The 16,640-nt window shown below is 73.2% G+C and carries 13 protein-coding genes; 8 read left to right on the top strand and 5 right to left on the bottom strand.

Annotation, left to right across the window (positions count from 1 at the left end; translation table 11 throughout):
* Position 1 precedes the first annotated feature (1 nt).
* The 4 genes from nirB to Q5425_RS36460 all read left to right on the top strand — a co-directional run bounded on the left by nirB (position 2) and on the right by Q5425_RS36460 (position 4,708).
* Positions 2 to 2,509, top strand: coding sequence for a nitrite reductase large subunit NirB (gene nirB / locus Q5425_RS36475; RefSeq protein WP_308676940.1), 2,508 nt, complete (start codon positions 2 to 4; stop codon positions 2,507 to 2,509).
* Positions 2,506 to 2,850, top strand: coding sequence for a nitrite reductase small subunit NirD (gene nirD / locus Q5425_RS36470; protein ID WP_308676939.1), 345 nt, complete (start codon positions 2,506 to 2,508; stop codon positions 2,848 to 2,850). The genes nirB and nirD overlap by 4 nt, the downstream gene beginning before the upstream one ends.
* Complete coding sequence (locus Q5425_RS36465) at positions 2,847 to 3,950, top strand: uroporphyrinogen-III synthase (RefSeq protein ID WP_308676938.1); 1,104 nt, start codon at positions 2,847 to 2,849, stop codon at positions 3,948 to 3,950. The genes nirD and Q5425_RS36465 overlap by 4 nt, the downstream gene beginning before the upstream one ends.
* 95 nt (positions 3,951 to 4,045) lie before the next feature.
* Entirely contained in the window at positions 4,046 to 4,708 is a 663-nt protein-coding gene (locus Q5425_RS36460) for a DUF4097 family beta strand repeat-containing protein (protein WP_308676937.1), read from the top strand.
* A 170-nt stretch (positions 4,709 to 4,878) separates the two neighbouring features.
* On the opposite strand, the gene Q5425_RS36455 is transcribed toward Q5425_RS36460, so the two are convergent.
* Both Q5425_RS36455 and Q5425_RS36450 read right to left on the bottom strand, forming a co-directional pair.
* Positions 4,879 to 5,982 carry a DNA glycosylase AlkZ-like family protein gene (locus Q5425_RS36455; protein ID WP_308676936.1) on the bottom strand — a complete coding sequence of 368 codons (1,104 nt, stop codon included), beginning with the start codon at positions 5,980 to 5,982 and terminating at the stop codon, positions 4,879 to 4,881.
* Between the two features lie 9 nt (positions 5,983 to 5,991).
* The gene (locus tag Q5425_RS36450; protein ID WP_308676935.1) at positions 5,992 to 6,387 is read right to left on the bottom strand and encodes a DUF3224 domain-containing protein; all 396 of its coding nucleotides are present in this window, start codon (positions 6,385 to 6,387) and stop codon (positions 5,992 to 5,994) included.
* Positions 6,388 to 6,450: 63 nt separating this feature from the next.
* Here Q5425_RS36450 and Q5425_RS36445 point away from each other — a divergent pair, with 63 nt between their 5' ends.
* Positions 6,451 to 7,419 (top strand): YafY family protein, encoded by a 969-nt coding sequence (locus Q5425_RS36445; RefSeq protein WP_308676934.1) that lies wholly within the window; start codon positions 6,451 to 6,453, stop codon positions 7,417 to 7,419.
* Positions 7,412 to 8,221, top strand: coding sequence for a uroporphyrinogen-III synthase (locus Q5425_RS36440; RefSeq protein ID WP_308676933.1), 810 nt, complete (start codon positions 7,412 to 7,414; stop codon positions 8,219 to 8,221). Before Q5425_RS36445 ends, Q5425_RS36440 begins: the two co-directional genes overlap by 8 nt.
* A gap of 8 nt (positions 8,222 to 8,229) precedes the next feature.
* On the opposite strand, the gene Q5425_RS36435 is transcribed toward Q5425_RS36440, so the two are convergent.
* Together Q5425_RS36435 and Q5425_RS36430 are read right to left on the bottom strand one after the other, a co-directional pair.
* On the bottom strand, positions 8,230 to 9,087 hold the full coding sequence (locus tag Q5425_RS36435) for a siderophore-interacting protein (RefSeq protein WP_308676932.1): 858 nt from the start codon (positions 9,085 to 9,087) through the stop codon (positions 8,230 to 8,232).
* 28 nt (positions 9,088 to 9,115) lie between these two features.
* Complete coding sequence (locus tag Q5425_RS36430; protein WP_308676931.1) at positions 9,116 to 9,439, bottom strand: MGMT family protein; 324 nt, start codon at positions 9,437 to 9,439, stop codon at positions 9,116 to 9,118.
* A 173-nt stretch (positions 9,440 to 9,612) separates the two neighbouring features.
* On the opposite strand from Q5425_RS36430, the gene Q5425_RS36425 reads away from it, so the two are divergent.
* Complete coding sequence (locus Q5425_RS36425) at positions 9,613 to 12,786, top strand: ATP-dependent DNA helicase (protein ID WP_308677084.1); 3,174 nt, start codon at positions 9,613 to 9,615, stop codon at positions 12,784 to 12,786.
* 103 nt (positions 12,787 to 12,889) lie between these two features.
* Positions 12,890 to 16,129, top strand: a complete 3,240-nt coding sequence (locus Q5425_RS36420; RefSeq protein WP_308676930.1) for an ATP-dependent DNA helicase — start codon at positions 12,890 to 12,892, stop codon at positions 16,127 to 16,129.
* Positions 16,130 to 16,254: 125 nt separating this feature from the next.
* On the opposite strand, the gene Q5425_RS36415 is transcribed toward Q5425_RS36420, so the two are convergent.
* Positions 16,255 to 16,623, bottom strand: a complete 369-nt coding sequence (locus tag Q5425_RS36415; RefSeq protein WP_308676929.1) for a hypothetical protein — start codon at positions 16,621 to 16,623, stop codon at positions 16,255 to 16,257.
* Positions 16,624 to 16,640 lie beyond the last annotated feature (17 nt).

The following is a 16,640-nucleotide window of genomic DNA, read 5'->3' as shown; positions in this document are numbered from 1 at the left end:
CATGCCCACCTTGGTCGTCGCCGGACACGGCATGGTCGCCCACCGGCTCGTGGAGGCGGTGCGTGCGGAAGACCCCTCCGGCAATTGGCACGTCGTCGTCCTGTCCGAGGAGCCGCGCCCGGCGTACGACCGGGTGGCCCTTACGTCCTATGTGGACACCTGGGACCCGGCTTCGCTGGCCCTGCCCGGCTCGGACTACGCGGGCGATTCCTCCGTTGATCTCCGGCTCGGTGAGCTGGCGGTTTCGGTGGATCGGGACGCTCGTACGGTCACCACGGCCTCCGGCGACGTCGTCTCCTACGACGCCCTGGTCCTGGCCACCGGCTCGCGGCCGTTCGTGCCGCCGGTGCCCGGGCACGACCTGGACGGCTGCTTCGTCTACCGGACCATCGAGGACCTCGACGCGATCCGCGCGGCCGCCGTCGACAAGCCGGGCCGCGGCCGGCGCTCGGCCGTTGTCATCGGCGGTGGCCTGCTCGGGCTGGAGGCCGCGAAGGCGTTGCGGGACATGGGCCTTTCCCCGCACGTCGTCGAGATGGCGCCGCGGCTGATGCCGCTGCAGGTCGACGAGGGCGGCGGGTCGATGCTCCGCCGGATGATCACGAACCTCGACGTCACCGTCCACACGGGAACGTCCACCAACGCCATCGAGGCCGACGGCTCACGGCTGCTGGCCAAGCTGGCAAACGGCACCGAGCTCGACGTCGACCTGGTCGTGTTCTCGGCCGGTATCCGGCCGCGCGACGACCTCGCCCGGCAGTCGGGCCTGGAGCTGGGCCCGCGCGGCGGTGTCCTCACCGACGCCTCCTGCCGCACCAGCGACCCGTTGATCTACGCGATCGGCGAATGCGCCGCGGTCGAGGGCAAGGTGTACGGCATCGTGGCGCCCGGCTACGCGATGGCGGAGATCGTCGCCGCGCAGCTCACCGGCGGTTCGGGGACGTTCCCGGAGCCGGACACGTCCACGAAGCTGAAGCTGATGGGCGTCGATGTCGCTTCCTTCGGCGACGCCCACGCGACGACCGAGGGCGCTCTGGAAGTCGCCGTCAACGACGCGGTCGCCGGGACGTACAAGAAGCTCGTGGTCACCGACGACGGCAAAACGCTGCTCGGCGGCGTGCTCGTCGGCGACGCGACCGAGTACAACACGCTGCGCGCGCTGGTCGGCCGTCCGCTGCCGGCCGAGCCGGGCGCGATCCTCGCCCCGGCGGGCGGCGGTGCCGCGGTCGGCGTCGACGCGCTGCCGGACGCGGCGCAGATCTGCTCGTGCAACGCGGTGTCCAAGGGCGCGATCACCCAGGCCATCCACGAGGACGGGTGCGACACCGTCGGCAAGCTCAAGGCGTGCACCCGGGCGGGCACCGCTTGCGGCTCGTGCGTCCCGCTGCTGGGCAGGCTGCTCAGCGCGGCCGGCGTCGAGCAGTCGAAGGCCGTCTGCGAGCACTTCCCGCAGTCGCGCGCGGAGCTGTTCGAGATCGTCCAGGCCACGCAGATCACGACGTTCAGCGAGCTGATCGGCCGCTACGGCTCGGGCAGCGGCTGCGCGATCTGCAAGCCGGCGGTGGCGTCCATCCTGGCCACCCTCGGCAACGGGCACGTGCTCGGCGGCGAGCAGATGACCCTGCAGGACACCAACGACCGGTACCTGGCCAACCTGCAGCGCAACGGCACGTATTCGGTGGTGCCGCGGATCCCCGGCGGCGAGATCACCCCGGACAAGCTGATCGTGATCGGCGAGGTGGCGCGCGACTTCGGGCTGTACACCAAGATCACCGGCGGCCAGCGGATCGACCTCTTCGGCGCGACGGTGGACCAGCTGCCGCTGATCTGGCGGCGGCTCGTCGACGCCGGGTTCGAGTCCGGGCACGCCTACGGCAAGGCGCTGCGCACGGTCAAGTCGTGCGTCGGCTCGACGTGGTGCCGCTACGGCGTGCAGGACAGCGTCGGGCTCGCGATCGAGCTGGAGCTGCGCTACCGCGGCCTGCGGTCGCCGCACAAGCTCAAGTCGGCGGTTTCGGGCTGTGCCCGGGAGTGCGCCGAGGCGCGGAGCAAGGATTTCGGCATCATCGCCACGGAGAACGGCTGGAACCTCTACGTCGGCGGCAACGGCGGCACGACCCCGCGGCACGCCGACCTGCTGGTGTCCGATGTGGACACCGAGACGCTGATCCGGACCATCGACCGGTTCCTGATGTTCTACGTGCGCACCGCCGACCGGCTGCAGCGGACCGCGCCGTGGATCGAGGAGCTGGACGGCGGCCTCGACCACCTGCGCGCGGTGATCGTCGACGACTCGCTCGGCATCTGCGAAGACCTCGACGCGGCGATGGCCAAGCACGTCGACAACTACGCCGACGAGTGGAAGGGCGTCCTGGAGGACCCGGAGAAGCTGGCCCGCTTCACCTCGTTCGTCAACGCGCCGGGCGCGCCGGACCCGGCCATCTCGTTCCGCGAGGAGCGGGAGCAGAAAGTGCCCGTGATGCTCGGAGTGCCGGAGGTGCGTCGATGACTGCTTCGATTCAGCGAACCTGGACGGCGGTCTGCTCCGCCGCCGCGGTGCCCGAGCACGCCGGGGTGGCGGCGCTGCTCGACGGCGGCGTGCAGGTGGCGATCTTCCGGTTGCCCGGCGACCGGCTCTACGCACTGTCCAATTGGGACCCGTGCAGCGGCGCCGCGGTGCTCTCGCGCGGCATCGTCGGCGACGCGGACGGTGTACCGGTGGTCGCTTCGCCGGTCTACAAGGAACGCTTCGCCCTCGAGACCGGCCAGTGCCTGGATGCTCCGGACGTTTCGGTGCCGGTGTACGAGGTGCGCGTGCGGGAAGGCGTCGTCGAAGTGGAGAGCCCGTGAGCGATGTGCTCCCACTGGCCGGTTTTGTGATCGGCATCACCGCGGCGCGCCGGGCTGACGAGCTCGGCGCGCTGCTGGTGCGCAAGGGGGCGAGCGTCCGCTACGGCCCGGCGATCCGGATCGTGCCGCTGACGGACGACACCGAGCTGCACGCGGCGACGTTGCGGCTGCTCGAAGCGCCGGTGGACGCGGTCGTCGCGACCACCGGCATCGGCTTCCGGGGCTGGCTGGAGGCGGCCGAGGGCTGGGGGCTGGGGGATTCCCTGCTCGCGCGGCTCTCGACGGCGTCGCTGCTGGCCCGCGGGCCGAAGGTGACCGGCGCGCTGCGGGCGGCCGGGCTTTCGGAGTCGTATTCGCCGGCGTCGGAAAGCAACGCGGAGCTGTTGCAGCACCTGCTGTCCTCGGGGGTCGACGGGCTCCGGATCGCCATCCAGCTGCACGGGGAGCCGTTGCCGTACTTCGTCGACACCCTGCGCGCGGCCGGGGCGGAGGTGATCGAGATCCCGGTGTACCGCTGGGTCGGCCCGGTCGACCCGGGCCCGGTGGACCGGCTCCTGGACGGCGTCCTGGACGGCTCGATCCACGCGCTGCCGTTCACCAGCGCGCCGGCGGCGGCGTCGCTCATCGCACTGGCCCGGCGCACGGGCCGGCTGCCGGGGCTCGTCACGGCGCTGTCCGGCCCGGTGGTGGCGGCGTGCGTGGGACCCATCACGGCTGGACCGTTGGCTGCTTTGGGGGTGCCGACGGTCCAGCCCCACCGCGCGCGGATCGGCGCACTGGCCCGGACGGTGGCGGAGACCCTGGTGGCGCGCTCCCCGCGCCTGCGGGCGGGCGGGCATTCGATCGAGCTGCGCGGCCAGGCGGCCATCGTGGACGGCGAGTGGCGCGAAGTGGCCCCGGCACCGATGGCGCTGCTGCGAGCCTTGGCGGCGTCGCCGGGGCGGGTGGTGTCGCGGCGGGAGCTGATCTCGGCGTTGCCCGGCGGCGGCGAGGAGCACGCGGTGGAGACGGCCATCGGGCGGCTGCGGACGTCGCTGGGCGGCGGCAAGGTCGTCCAGACGGTGGTGAAGCGGGGGTACCGGCTGGCCGTCGACGTCTGACCGGCGTGTCAGCGGCCGTGTCAGCGCGGTGGCCTCCCGGTGTCAGCGGGCCCGGCGATGGTGGGTTCACACACCGAGCCACCAAGGAGAATCCGATGCAGAACTTCACCACCCCCGCCCCGATCGCCACCATCCTCGACATCCCCGCCGGCCGCGTCCGGTTCGTCGCGGCCCTTCGCGAGGACACGGCGGTCCAGGTCCTGCCCGCCGACCCGGCGAAGAGCCGCGACGTGAAGGCGGCGGGGGAGGCCCGCGTGTCCTTCGACGACGGCGTCCTGCGGATCTCGCTCGAGGCCAAGAACCAGTACTTCGGCCCGTCCGGGGCGGTCGACGTGACCGTTTCGCTGCCCGCCGGTTCTTCGGTCGAGGCCAAGGCCGCCAGCGTGGAGCTGCGGGGCGTCGGCCGCCTCGGCGACGTCACCGTTTCCGGCGCACACGGTGAGGTGGTCTTCGACGAGGCCGCGAGCCTGCGCGTCACGGCCCACGCGGGTGACGTGTCGGTCGGCAAGCTGACGGGTCCCGCGGAGATCACGACGGGCAAGGGCGACATCCGGATCGCCGAGGCGGCGAGCGGCAACCTGGTCCTGAGCACCCAGGCGGGCGACATCACGGTCGGCGCGGCGACCGGGGTCTCGGCGGCCCTCGACGCGGGGACGACGTACGGCCGGATCCGCAACGCCCTCAAGAACGAGGGCACGGCTGGGTTGACCATCCAGGCAACCACGGCCTACGGCGACATCGACGCCCACAGCCTGTGAGGTCCGCCAAGCGCCCCAATGTGGCGTTGGTTGCGTTGGACGCACCGAACGCCACATTGGGTGCGTTGGACGCACCGAACGCCACATTGGGGCGCTCGGGGCGAGCGGAACTGTCGGTGCCTGCCGGTAGTGTGGATAACGGGGGGCGCCCCCGCGGGCCGTGGGTGGGGTCAGCCCACCCAGGTGACCGCGTGCTTCTCGAAACCCCGCGCCGCCGCCACCCGGGCCGCCTCGGCTTCGGCTTCCTCGCGGACCGCCGGGCGCAACGGGTCGAACGCCGTCAGCGTGATCGTCAGCTTCGTCCCGCTGCCCTTCGTGCGCCACGTCCCGGCGATGTCGCCGTCGGCGAGGAGCACTCCCGGGTTGCCCAGCATCTTCCAGACTTCCTTGCGCCGCGCGGGGTCCGGGACCAGCAACGCCTTGTCGCGTGCCTGGATGAACGGGTCCAGCGGTGGCAGCAGCCGCACCACGTCCGGCTCCGGCGGGTTCGAAAGCGCCTCGAGCCGGTCCGCGGGCAAGTACCGGGTCTTCCCTTCGACCCGGACCTCGGCCAGGTCCGGCGGCCACGTCCGGTCGACCACCGCGCGGGCCGTGCCCGCGAACTCCGCCGCCTCGCCCGGGGACGCCGGGCCGTTGAGCCGCAGGTACCGCTCGAGCACCGTCGTCGCCGCGGCCGGGTCCGGGGTCTTCCGCATCCGGCCGCGGCCTTCGAGCGGGGCCAGCGTCGCCGGGGATGCCCCCGCCACCAAGCGGAGGCCGCCGAGCGGAGCCGCGATGCGCATCAGCTGCTCGTGGATGTGCGTCGCGTTGCAGCCCCGGCACCAGCGCGCGAACGCCGGAGGCAGGCGCTTGGTGACCGCCGTCGACACAGCGCCCTTCGGCATCGGCGCCGTCACGACCTTGCGCAAGGCGTCCGCCGCGGTGAACACCACTTCGGACGCGGCCAGCCCGGTCGCCGCCAGTTCCTTGCGCTGCCACAGCATCCGGGCCAGCGCGTCCGCGTCGTCGAGCGGCACCAGTGCCCGGAGCACCTCGGGCAAATCCGAGCGCAGGTGGTAGTGCGGCGCACCCCGCAGCGTCCACGCGAGAACGAGCCGCTCGTCGTCCTCGAGGGACACCGGGCCGTCGAGCCGGGCGGCGAGGGCGAGCAGCGCGGTGTCGCGCATGCTGTCCTGCAGTCCGGCCCGGACGACGGCGAGGCCGGCGACGTCCCGCGCCGAGCGGTGCAGGCCGTGCTCGGCGATGCGGTAGGCGAGTACCTGACGGCGGTCCACGTGCGGCTCCTAGAACGTGTACTCGAAGGTGTAGCCCATCTTCTCCTCGCCCATCGCGCCGCCGACGGTGCCGCTGCCGGTGAGCCCGGCCAGCTCGCCGGTGCCCGAGCCGGGGACGACGGTGAACGTCGAGGCGATGCCCTTGGCGTCGAACGTGAACTCGTGGCGCACGATGAACGTCCCTTCGCGACCCTCTACCTTGCCTTCGAAGCGCTCGAAGCTCGGCGACGTCGTCTGGCCGCTTTCGTAGCCTTCGCCCGCGTAGTACAGCAGAAGGTCGCAGATCGACTCACCCTCGACGACCCCGTCGTACGCCATCGTGGCGTGGGCGTACGCCACCCGCGGGCCGCTCTCGGTGCCGCTGACGATCTTCTCGTCCCAGTTCTTCATGGTGAATGCGTTCATGGGGACCACCCTGCCGGGCATACCTGTCAGCTTGTGTCAGGTATTTCTGCCAAACTGAAAACCATGCGCGCGAGCCGCCTCCTGTCCGTCCTCCTGCTGCTGCAGAACCGCGGCCGGATGACGGCCGAGGAGCTCGCCGAAGAGCTCGAGGTCTCGGTGCGGACGGTCTACCGGGACATCGACGCGCTGTCGGCGTCCGGCGTCCCGGTGTACGCCGACCGCGGCCGCACCGGCGGCTACCGGCTGGTCGACGGCTACCGCACCCGGCTCACCGGGATGACCGAGGAAGAGGCCCAGTCGCTGTCGCTGGCCGGGCTGCCCGTCGCCGCGGCCGAGCTGGGCCTCGGCACGGTCCTCGCGGCCGCCCAGCTGAAGCTGTACGCCGCGCTGCCGTCCGAGCTGCGCGACCGGGCCGGCCGCGTCGCCGAGCGGTTCTACCTGGACGTTCCCGGCTGGCACCGGGGCATCGAGAGCCTGCCGACGCTGTCCGCGATCGCCGACGCCGTGTGGTCGTCGCACCGGATCCGCATCCGCTACGAGCGGTGGGGGCAGCGGGTCGTCGAACGGGACCTGGAGCCGCTGGGCCTGATCCTCAAGGCGGGCAACTGGTACCTCGCGGGCCGCTGCGACGGCACCGACCGGACCTACCGGATCTCGCGGGTGCTGGAGCTGACCGACCTCGGCGAGGTGTTCGAGCGGCCGGCCGGGTTCGACCTCGCGCGGTACTGGCAGGAGTGGTCCGAGCAGTTCGAACGCCGGATGTTCCCGCGCGTGGCGGTGGTGCGCCTTTCGCCGCGGGCCCGGGCTCTCGTACCGTTCTACGCAGGTTCTGTCGGCGCCCGCGCGTTGCGCGAGTGCCCGAACGAGCCCGACGCGGACGGCTGGCTCACCGTGGAGCTGCCGGTGGAGCCGGGCGAACCGGCCATCGGCGAGCTGCTGCGCTTCGGGCCGCACCTGGAGGTCCTCGAACCGGCGGACCTGCGGGCGGAACTGGCCGCAGCGATCGAGGAGATGGGCGCGTTCTATGGGTGAGCTGAGCGGGATCGCCATCGGGGTGACGGCCGAACGGCGAGCCGGCGAATTCATCGGGGCCCTCGAACGCCACGGCGCCGAGGTCCGGCACGCGCCGACGATCACCATCGTGCCGCTGGACAGCGACCCGGAGCTGCGCGCGGGCACCGAAACCCTGCTCGCGGCCCCGGTCGGGTTCACCGTGGTCACGACGGGCGCGGGCTTCCGCGGCTGGCTCGACGCGGCCGAGGGCTGGGGCCTGCGCGACCGGCTCGTGGCGGCGCTGGGGGAGTCCCGGATCCACGCCCGCGGCCCGAAAGCCGTCGGCGCGGTCCGCGGAGCCGGGCTGCGGGAGTCCTTTTCGGCCGAGTCCGAGTCGAACGCCGAGCTGTTCGCCGCGGTGGCGGCGGCCGGGGTCGACGGCGAGCGGGTGGCCGTCCAGCTGCACGGGACGCCGCTGCCGGAGCACACGGACCAGCTGGTGCACGCCGGGGCGTCCCTGGTCGAGCTCCAGCCGTACCGCTGGCATTCGCCGCCGGACGTCACCCCGGTGCACGACCTGATCGACGCGGTGCTGGCGGGCGAACTGGACGCACTGGCGTTCACGAGTGCCCCCGCGGCGGCGAACTTCCTGACCTTGGCCGGGTCGTACGGCCGTTACGACGAGCTCCTGGCGGCCATGCGCGACCGCGTGGTGGTGGCGTGCGTCGGCCCGGTGACGGCGGCGCCGCTGGAGGCGGCGGGCGTCGAGACGGTGCAGCCCGACCGCCAGCGGCTGGGCGCGCTGGTGAAGCTGCTGGTCACGAAGCTCGGCAAGGAATAGCGCCGACGTCAGTCCTCGGCCGGGACTTCGCCCGCCTCCGCGGCGCGCACCGCTTCCCGCCCAGCGGCTTCTTCGCTCACCCCGAGCCGCCAGTAGCCCGTGAAGCAGATCCGCGCCTTGTCGACCCGGCGCTCCCGCACGAGGTGCCGCCGCACCTGCTTGACCACGCCCGCCTCGCCGGACACCCACGCGTACGGCGTCCCGCCCGGGAAGGCCGCCGTCCGCACCGCTTCGAGCAGGGCCTCTCCCAGCGGGCGCTCGCCCCGCACCAGCCAGTGCACTTCGACCGCTCCGCGGGTCTCGAACGCCTGCCGGTCCGCGCGGTCTGCCAGCTCGACGTACACCGAAGCCCGCGCGCCCGGCGGGAGCTGCTCGATGATGGCACCGATCGCGGGCAGCGCCGTCTCGTCGCCCACCAGCAGCTGCCAGTCACAGTCCTCAGGCAACGCGTACAGCCCGTACGGCCCGGTGAACGTCACCCGGTCGCCCGGTTCCACCCGCGACGCCCACGCCGAGGCCGGCCCCGAATCGCCGTGCAGCACGAACTCGACGTCGATCTCCGCCGCCTCGGCCCGGTGGGCCCGGACCGTGTACGTGCGCATCGGCGGGCGGACCCCATCCGGCATCGCCAGGTACGTCCGGTACCAGGACAGCACGTCGGAGCCGGCCTCCGGCAGCACCGGCGCCGCCTGGCCCGGCAGCGGGAAGAACACCTTGACGTACTGGTCGGGCGCCCCGGCCGGCACCTCGCGGAAGCTTTCCGCGGCGAACGTCACCCGCACCAGGTGCGGCGTCACCGGCCGGACGGCGGTCACGTGCGCCCGGTGATAGGTCAGGGCCGGCCGCGCCACCTCGGTTGTCGTCATTAGGCGAGGCTAACCTAAGAGTGCAGGATCAGAACAGCCCTTCCGGGCCCGGATCCTCCTCCCCGTCCGGTTTCCAGCGGTACTTCCGCAGGTCGACGCGCTGACCGTCGGCCAGCACACCCTCCGCGCGCAGCCGCTCCAGCTGGTCGTGGACCAGGTGCGGCGCCGGCGTCCCGTTCGCGCGCAGGATCCGGTGCCACGGCAGGTCGTGCCCGTCCTCGGCCAGGATGGCGCCGACCATCCGCGGCGAGGGCGCCCCCGCGAGAGTCGCGATGTCGCCGTACGTCGCGACCGTGCCGGACGGCACCGACTCGATGATTTCCCGCACGCGCTCGTGCAGAACGTCGTCCATACCTACAACTCTGCCGCACGGGTACGACAGTTTCCGCGGCCGTCCACCGCACCACCCGGCGCCTTCGCCGAACGGACCCCCGCTAAGCCGTGCCGGTGCGACACCCGGGGGACCCGGCGTGATTCCATCGCGGGGTGAACGGGAGGCGAACGGCGCAGGCGGACGCGCGGCTGGTGCGCACGCCGATCACCGACGCACCCACGTTCACCTGGGACGAAGGTGCCCGGCGCGTGCTCTCCGCACCCGGCGGGTTCCTCCGCGTGCTCGGCGGTCCCGGCACCGGCAAGACGGCGCTGCTGGCCTCGGCCGCCACCCGCCGCATCGCCGAGGGCGCGGACCCGGAGAGCGTGCTCGTGCTCACCACGTCCCGCAGGTCCGCCGACGCGCTGCGCGCCGACATCACGCGGCGGCTCACCGCCGATCCCGACCAGGGCCGCCCGCTGCCCCGGACCGTCCGCGAGCCGCTCGTGCGGACCGTGCACTCCTACGCGTACTCCCTGCTGCGGCTGGAGGCGATGGCCGAAGAACTGCCGCCGCCGCGCCTGCTCGCCGGCGCCGAGCAGGACGTCGTCGTCCGCGAGCTGCTGGCCGGCGACCTCGACGAGGGGGCCGAATACTGGCCCGAGCAGCTGCGGCCGGCCCTGATCGTCCCCGGGTTCGCCGAAGAGCTGCGCGACCTGCTGATGCGCGCGGCAGAACGCGGGCTCGGCCCCGGGGACCTGGCCGAGCTGGGCCGCCGGCGCGGGCGCGAGGAGTGGATCGCCGCCGGGCAGTTCTGGGCGCAGTACGAAGAGGTCACGCAGCTGCAGGGAGCGGGCGGCAACGCGCTGGGCGTGGCGAGCGCACCCGCACTGGACGCCGCCGAGCTCGTCACCTCCGCGCTGCTGGCCCTGGAGGACGACGACGAGCTGCGGATGCGCGAACGCAACCGGGTGCGGCACCTGTTCGTCGACGACGCCCACCACCTCGACCCGTTGCAGACCAGCCTGGTCCGGGTGATCGGGCACACCGCGGCCGAGTTCGTCGTGGCGGGCGACCCCGACCAGAACGTGTTCTCCTTCCGCGGCGCCGACGCGCGCCTGTTCGCCGACGCCGACCCGGACGGCAGCCGGACCGTCACGCTCACCACGGCCCACCGGCTGGCCCCGGCCGTGCGCCTGGCGGTCGCGAAGATCGGCGCGACGCTCCCGGGCGCGTCGGCGCACCGCAAGATCGTCCCGCCCGCGGGCGCTTCCGGCGGGAACGTGCGCGTCCGCGTGATGCCGACGCCGGCCGCCGAAGCGAGCTGGATCGCCGACCAGCTCCGCCGCGCCCACCTCGTCGACGGCGTGCCGTGGTCGGAGATCGCGGTGCTCGTGCGGTCGCCGGCGCGGACTTTCCTGGTGCTGCAACGCGCGTTGCGGGCCGCGGGCGTGCCGATCGGGTCGGCGACCGAGGAGCTGCCGCTGGCCCGCCAGCCGGCGGTGCGGCCGCTGCTGGCCGTGCTGAAGCTCGCCCCGGCGCCCGAACTCCTCGACGTCGACCTCGCGGAAATGCTGCTGTCGTCCGCCCTCGGCGGCGCGGACCCGCTGGCGCTGCGGCGGCTGCGCCGCGGTCTGCGCCGGCTCGAACTGGCCGGCGGCGGGCAGCGGCCGAGCGACGAGCTGCTCGTGGAGGCGTTGCGCGGTGGGGACATCCTGGCCGGGCTGGCCGACGCCGAGGCCGAACCGGTGCGGCGCGTCGGCGGGCTGCTGCGCGTCACGCACCAGGCCGTGGCGCGCGGTGAGGGCGTCGAGCAGGTGCTGTGGCAGCTGTGGCGCGAAAGCGGGCTCCAGGACAAGCTGCTGCGGCAGGTCGAGCGCGGCGGGTCGCTGGGTGCGCAGGCCGACCGCGACCTCGACGCCGTCGTCGCGCTGTTCGACGCCGCGGGCCGGTACGTCGACCGGCTGCCCCGCGCGAGTGTCGCTTCCTTCGCGGATTACCTCGGCGCGCAACGGATCGCGGGCGACACCCTGGCGCCGGCGGCCGTCCCGTCCGACGGCGTCTCGCTGCTCACCGCGCACGCCGCCGCCGGTCGCGAGTGGACGGTCGTCGCCGTCGCCGGCGTCCAGGAGGGCGCGTGGCCGGACCTGCGGCTGCGGGGGTCCGTGCTGGGCGTGGAGCGGCTGAAGGACCTGATGGCCGGCGTCGACGACGACGCCGTCTCCCAGACCGCGCCGATCCTCGCCGAGGAGCGGCGCCTGTTTTACCTCGCGATGAGCCGGGCGAAGCAAACGCTATTGGTCACGGCGGTTTCGGGCGAGGACGAACAGCCGTCCCGCTTCCTCGACGACCTCGAGGAGAACGGCGCCGACGACGGCGGGCTCGACTCGCGGATGAAGCCGCCGGGCCGGTCGCTGGTGCTCGCCGAGCTGGTGGGCGAGCTGCGCGAGGTCGTCTGCGACGACAAGGCCGACCCGGAGCGCCGCCGCCGCGCGGCCAAGCAGCTGGCGCGGCTGGCCGAGGCTCGCGTGCCCGGCGCGCACCCCTCCACGTGGTACGGCTTGCTGCCGGCGTCCACCGACGAGCCGGTCCACCCGCCGGGCGACCTCATCCGGATCTCACCGTCCACAGTGGAAATCCTGACCAAGTGCCCGCTGCGCTGGATGATCGAGCGCCACGGCGGCAGCGACCCGGCCCAGCTGGCGGCGGTGACGGGAACGCTGGTGCACGGGCTCGCCCAGGCGGTCGCGTCGGGCAGCACCGACGCGGAGCTGCAGGCGGCGCTGGACGAGGCTTGGGTCCGCGTCGACGCGGGGGCGCCGTGGTTCTCGCGGCGTGAACGCCGCCGGGTCGAGCAGATGCTGCGCAACTTCACGACGTGGCTGGAGCAGAGCCGCAAGGAGCTCAAGGAAGCCGGGGTCGAGCAGGACATCGAGGTCGAGCTGCCGTCGGGTGGCGAGGACGAGGTCCGGGTGCTGCTGCGTGGGCGCGTCGACCGCGTCGAGCTGGACTCCGAGGGGCGGCCGGTGATCGTCGACATCAAGACGGGGAAGGTCCCGGTGTCCGGCGCGGAGGCCGAGGCGCACCCGCAGCTGGCGGCGTACCAGCTGGCGGTGCTGCTGGGGGCGATCGAGGGCCGGACGGAGGCCGGCGGCGCGCGGCTGGTCTACGTCGCGAAGGCCAACAACAAGACGGGGTCGACGGAGCGGTCCCAGCCGCCGCTCGACGAGGTGGGCGGCAAGCAGTGGCTGGAGCTGGTGCAGAAGGCGGCCGCGTCGGCGGCCGGGCCGGATTACCAGGCACAGGAAAACGTCGACTGCGACCGCTGTCCGGCGCGGGGCTGCTGCCCCCTGCGCCCCGAAGGCCGTCAGGTACCAGGCCCGTGACCGATCCGACCGCCGTGCCCGGACCCGCACTTTCACGTGAAAGTGCGGGTTTGTCGCGCAAAGCCGAGCTTTCACGTGAAAGCTCCGGCGGGGAGGGGTGCGCGTGAGCCCGCTCCTCGTTGCCAATCCCGTGGGGCCCGGAGAGCTCGCTGACGCGCTGGGGCTGCACCGGCCCACCCCCGAACAGGCCACCGTCATCGCCGCGCCCGTCGAACCCTCCCTCGTCGTCGCCGGGGCCGGGGCCGGCAAGACCGAAACCATGGCCGCGCGCGTGGTCTGGCTCGTCGCCAACGGCATCGTCAGCCCCGACCGCGTCCTCGGGCTCACCTTCACCCGCAAAGCCGCGCGCCAGCTCGGCGAACGCGTTCGCGCGCGGCTTCGCCGCCTCGCCGGGTCCGGGCTGCTCGACCGGCTCGACCCCACCGGCGGCCTGCGGTCCACGGTGGTCGCCGGCGAACCCACAGTCCTCACCTACCACGCCTACGCCGGGCGCCTGCTGTCCGAACACGGCCTGCGGCTGCCGGTCCAGCCCGGCGTCCGGCTGCTGTCGGAAACCTCGTCGTGGCAGATCGCGCACCGCGTCGTGTCCACTTGGGACAACGAACTCGACACCGACCGCGTCCCGCCGACCGTCACCGCCGACCTGCTCACCCTGGCCGGGGAGCTGGGCGAGCACCTCGTCTCCACCGAGCAGCTCGCCGAGTACACGACGTGGCTGTGCCGCGTCATCGAAAGCGCCCCGCGCGCCAAGGGGCAACGGGCGGCGCTGCCGCAGAAACTGACCGAAATCATGGCGGCGCAGCACTTCCGGCTCGCGCTGCTGCCCCTGGTCGAGGACTACCACCGGCGCAAGCGCAACGAAGGCGCCCTGGACTTCGCCGACCAGATGTCGCTGGCCGCCCAGCTGGCCGGTGGGTACCCGTCGGTCGTGCGCGGCGAGCGGGAACGCTACGGCGCCGTGCTGCTGGACGAATACCAGGACACCGGACACGCCCAGCGCGTGCTGCTGCGGGCGCTGTTCGGCGGCGTCGAGAACCCGCCCATGCCGGTCACCGCGGTCGGCGACCCGGCGCAGGCGATCTACGGCTGGCGCGGCGCCAGCGCCGCCAACCTGCCCCGGTTCACCACGGACTTCCCGCGCTTCGACGGCGAACGCCTCGCCCCCGCGCACGAATTCGGGCTGCTGACCAGTTTCCGCAACCCACCGGAAATCCTGGACCTCGCCAACGCGATCGCCGAACCGCTGCGGGCCAGCGGACTCGGCGTCGAACGGCTGCGCGCGCGGGAAGGCGCGGGGCCCGCGGACGTCGCGTGCGCGCTGCTCCCCGACGTCCGCGCCGAACGCGGGTGGGTCGCCGACGCCCTCGCCCGGCGCTGGTACGCCCACCAGGAAGAGACCGGCAAGCCGCCGACCGCCGCGGTGCTCGTGCGGCGCCGCGCCGACATGGCGCCGATCGCCGCCGAACTGCGGGCGCGCGGGCTGCCGGTCGAGGTCGTCGGGCTGGGCGGGCTGCTGGACGAGCCCGAGGTCGCGGACCTCGTTTCGACGTTGAAGGTGCTCGCGGACCCGCTGTCCGGCAGCGCGGCGGCCCGGCTGCTGACCGGGGCCCGCTGGCGGCTCGCGGCCGCCGACGTCGCCGCGCTGTGGCGCCGGGCCGGCGAGCTCTCCAGCCCGGAGAAGCCGGACACGCCGGAGCTGGTCGTCGAGCGCGTCGAGCAGGCCGGGCTGATCGACGCCATCGACGAGCCGGGTGACCCGGCGCGGTATTCCGAAGAAGGCTACAAACGCATCCGGCGGATCGGCTGGGAGCTGGCCGCGTTGCGGCGGCGGCTCGACCAGTCGCTGCCGGAGCTGGTCGCCGACGTCGAACGCACGATGCTCCTGGACGTGGAATCCTTGGCGCGCCCGGGTTCCGCGGGACGCGCGCACCTGGACGCGTTCGCGGAAGTCGTCACCGACTACGCCGAGACCGCGCCGACGGCGACCCTGCTGTCCTTTGTGGACTACCTGAACACCGCCGCGCACGCCGAGGACGGGCTCACCCCCGGCGAGGTCGAGGTCGTGCCGGACCGGGTGCAGGTGCTGACCGTGCACTCGGCGAAGGGCCTCGAGTGGGAAGTCGTCGCCGTGCCGCACCTGGTGCGCGAGGTGTTCCCCGGACGGCGGCGGTCGTCGTCGTGGCTGCGGACGGCGACGTCGCTGCCGGCGAAGCTGCGGGGCGACGCCCAGGACCTGCCCGAGCTGCGGATCGCCGAGGGTTACGACCGCAAGGAAGTCCAAGAAGGACTGGAGTTGCACGAAGCCGGGTTCGTCGAGCGGGAGCAGGCGGAGGAACGGCGGCTCTGCTACGTCGCGCTGACGCGGTCCGAGCACGCGCTGCTCGTCTCGGGGCACTGGTGGAACGAAAGCAGCAGCCGGGCCAAGGGACCGTCGGAGTTCCTCACCGAGATCGCCGGTGTCCTGCGCGAGACCGGCGTCGGCGAGCTCGCCGAGTGGGCGCCGGAACCCACCGAGGACGACGAGAACCCGCTGCTGTCGGACTCGCGGGCGGCGCGCTGGCCGCTCGATCCCCTGGCCGACCGCCGCACCGGCGTGCAGACCGGCGTGGAGCTGGTGTCCGAGGCGCTCGCTTCGCCGCCGGAGGCCGAAGCCTCCGAAGAGGACGATCCGGACGGCTGGCTGACCGACACCGACGTCCTGCTGGAGGAGTGGGCGCGCAAGGACGACCAGGTCAAGCGGGTCCCGCTGCCGTCGCGGCTTTCGGTGAGCCAGCTGGTGACACTGGCCGACGACGCCGCGCGGCTGGCCCGCGACCTGCGCCGGCCGCTCCCGGTGGAACCCAACAGCTTCGCCCGCCGCGGCACCGAATTCCACGGCTGGCTGGAACGCCGGTTCGCGGGCGACCAGCTCATCGAGATCGACGACCTCCCGGGCGCGGCCGACTTCGGCGAGGCCCCCGACGCGGACTTCGAGGAACTGCAGACGGAGTTCGAGAAGAGCGAGTGGGCGTCCCGGGTGCCGGTGGCGGTGGAGGTGACGTTCTCGGCCGACGTCGAAGGCATCACCCTGCGCGGCCGCATGGACGCGGTCTTCGCCGACCCCGACGGCGGCTGGACGGTGGTCGACTGGAAGACCGGCGCGGTCCCACCGGAATCCCGTTTGCCGGCCCTGTCGGTCCAGCTCGCGGCCTACCGGATGGCGTGGGCGGCGTTGAAGAGCGTCCCGGTGGAGCAGGTCCGCGCGGCGTTCCACTACGTCCGCGCGAACCGCACGGTCCGCCCGGCGGACCTGCTGGACCCCGAAGGCCTCCGCAGCCTCCTCCGCGACCTCCCCGAGGCGTGATTCGCGGGGCATCTCACGTGATTGGAGGGGCATCACGTGTGATCAGGCGGGCATCGGCCGTGATGCCCCTTCAGACACGGGTGATGCCCGCTCAGACACGTGTGATGCCCCTCTGATCACGCGGGTTACGCGTTGTTGCGGACCTTCAGGGCCCAGGCGATCAACGGCCACTGGAGCGGGAGGCGGGCCCAGGCGATCGCGCGGCGGGGGGCCGGGGCCGTGCGGGCGTCGATGGCCATCTTGACGTTTCCCGGGAAGACGCCCAGGAACAGCAGGGCCGCCGCCAGGCCGCCGAGACGGCGGGTGCGGGGTGCCGCCACCGCGGCCGCGACCGCCAGCTCCGCGACGCCCGAGCCGTACGTCCACGCCCGGCGCGAACCGGGCAGCGAAGCGGGGATCAGCCCGTCGAACGGCTTGGGGACGGCGAAGTGCAGGACACCCATCGTGCCCAGCACACCGGCCAGGACGTGGGCGGGCCGTTGCGAGGTTGCCATGAACTCATCGTTCCACG

This window comes from Amycolatopsis sp. A133 (assembly GCF_031082405.1).
In the GTDB taxonomy this organism is placed as follows: domain Bacteria; phylum Actinomycetota; class Actinomycetes; order Mycobacteriales; family Pseudonocardiaceae; genus Amycolatopsis.
Note: the sequence above shows the minus strand (reverse complement) of the source record. Positions and strands in the feature narration are given on the sequence as shown.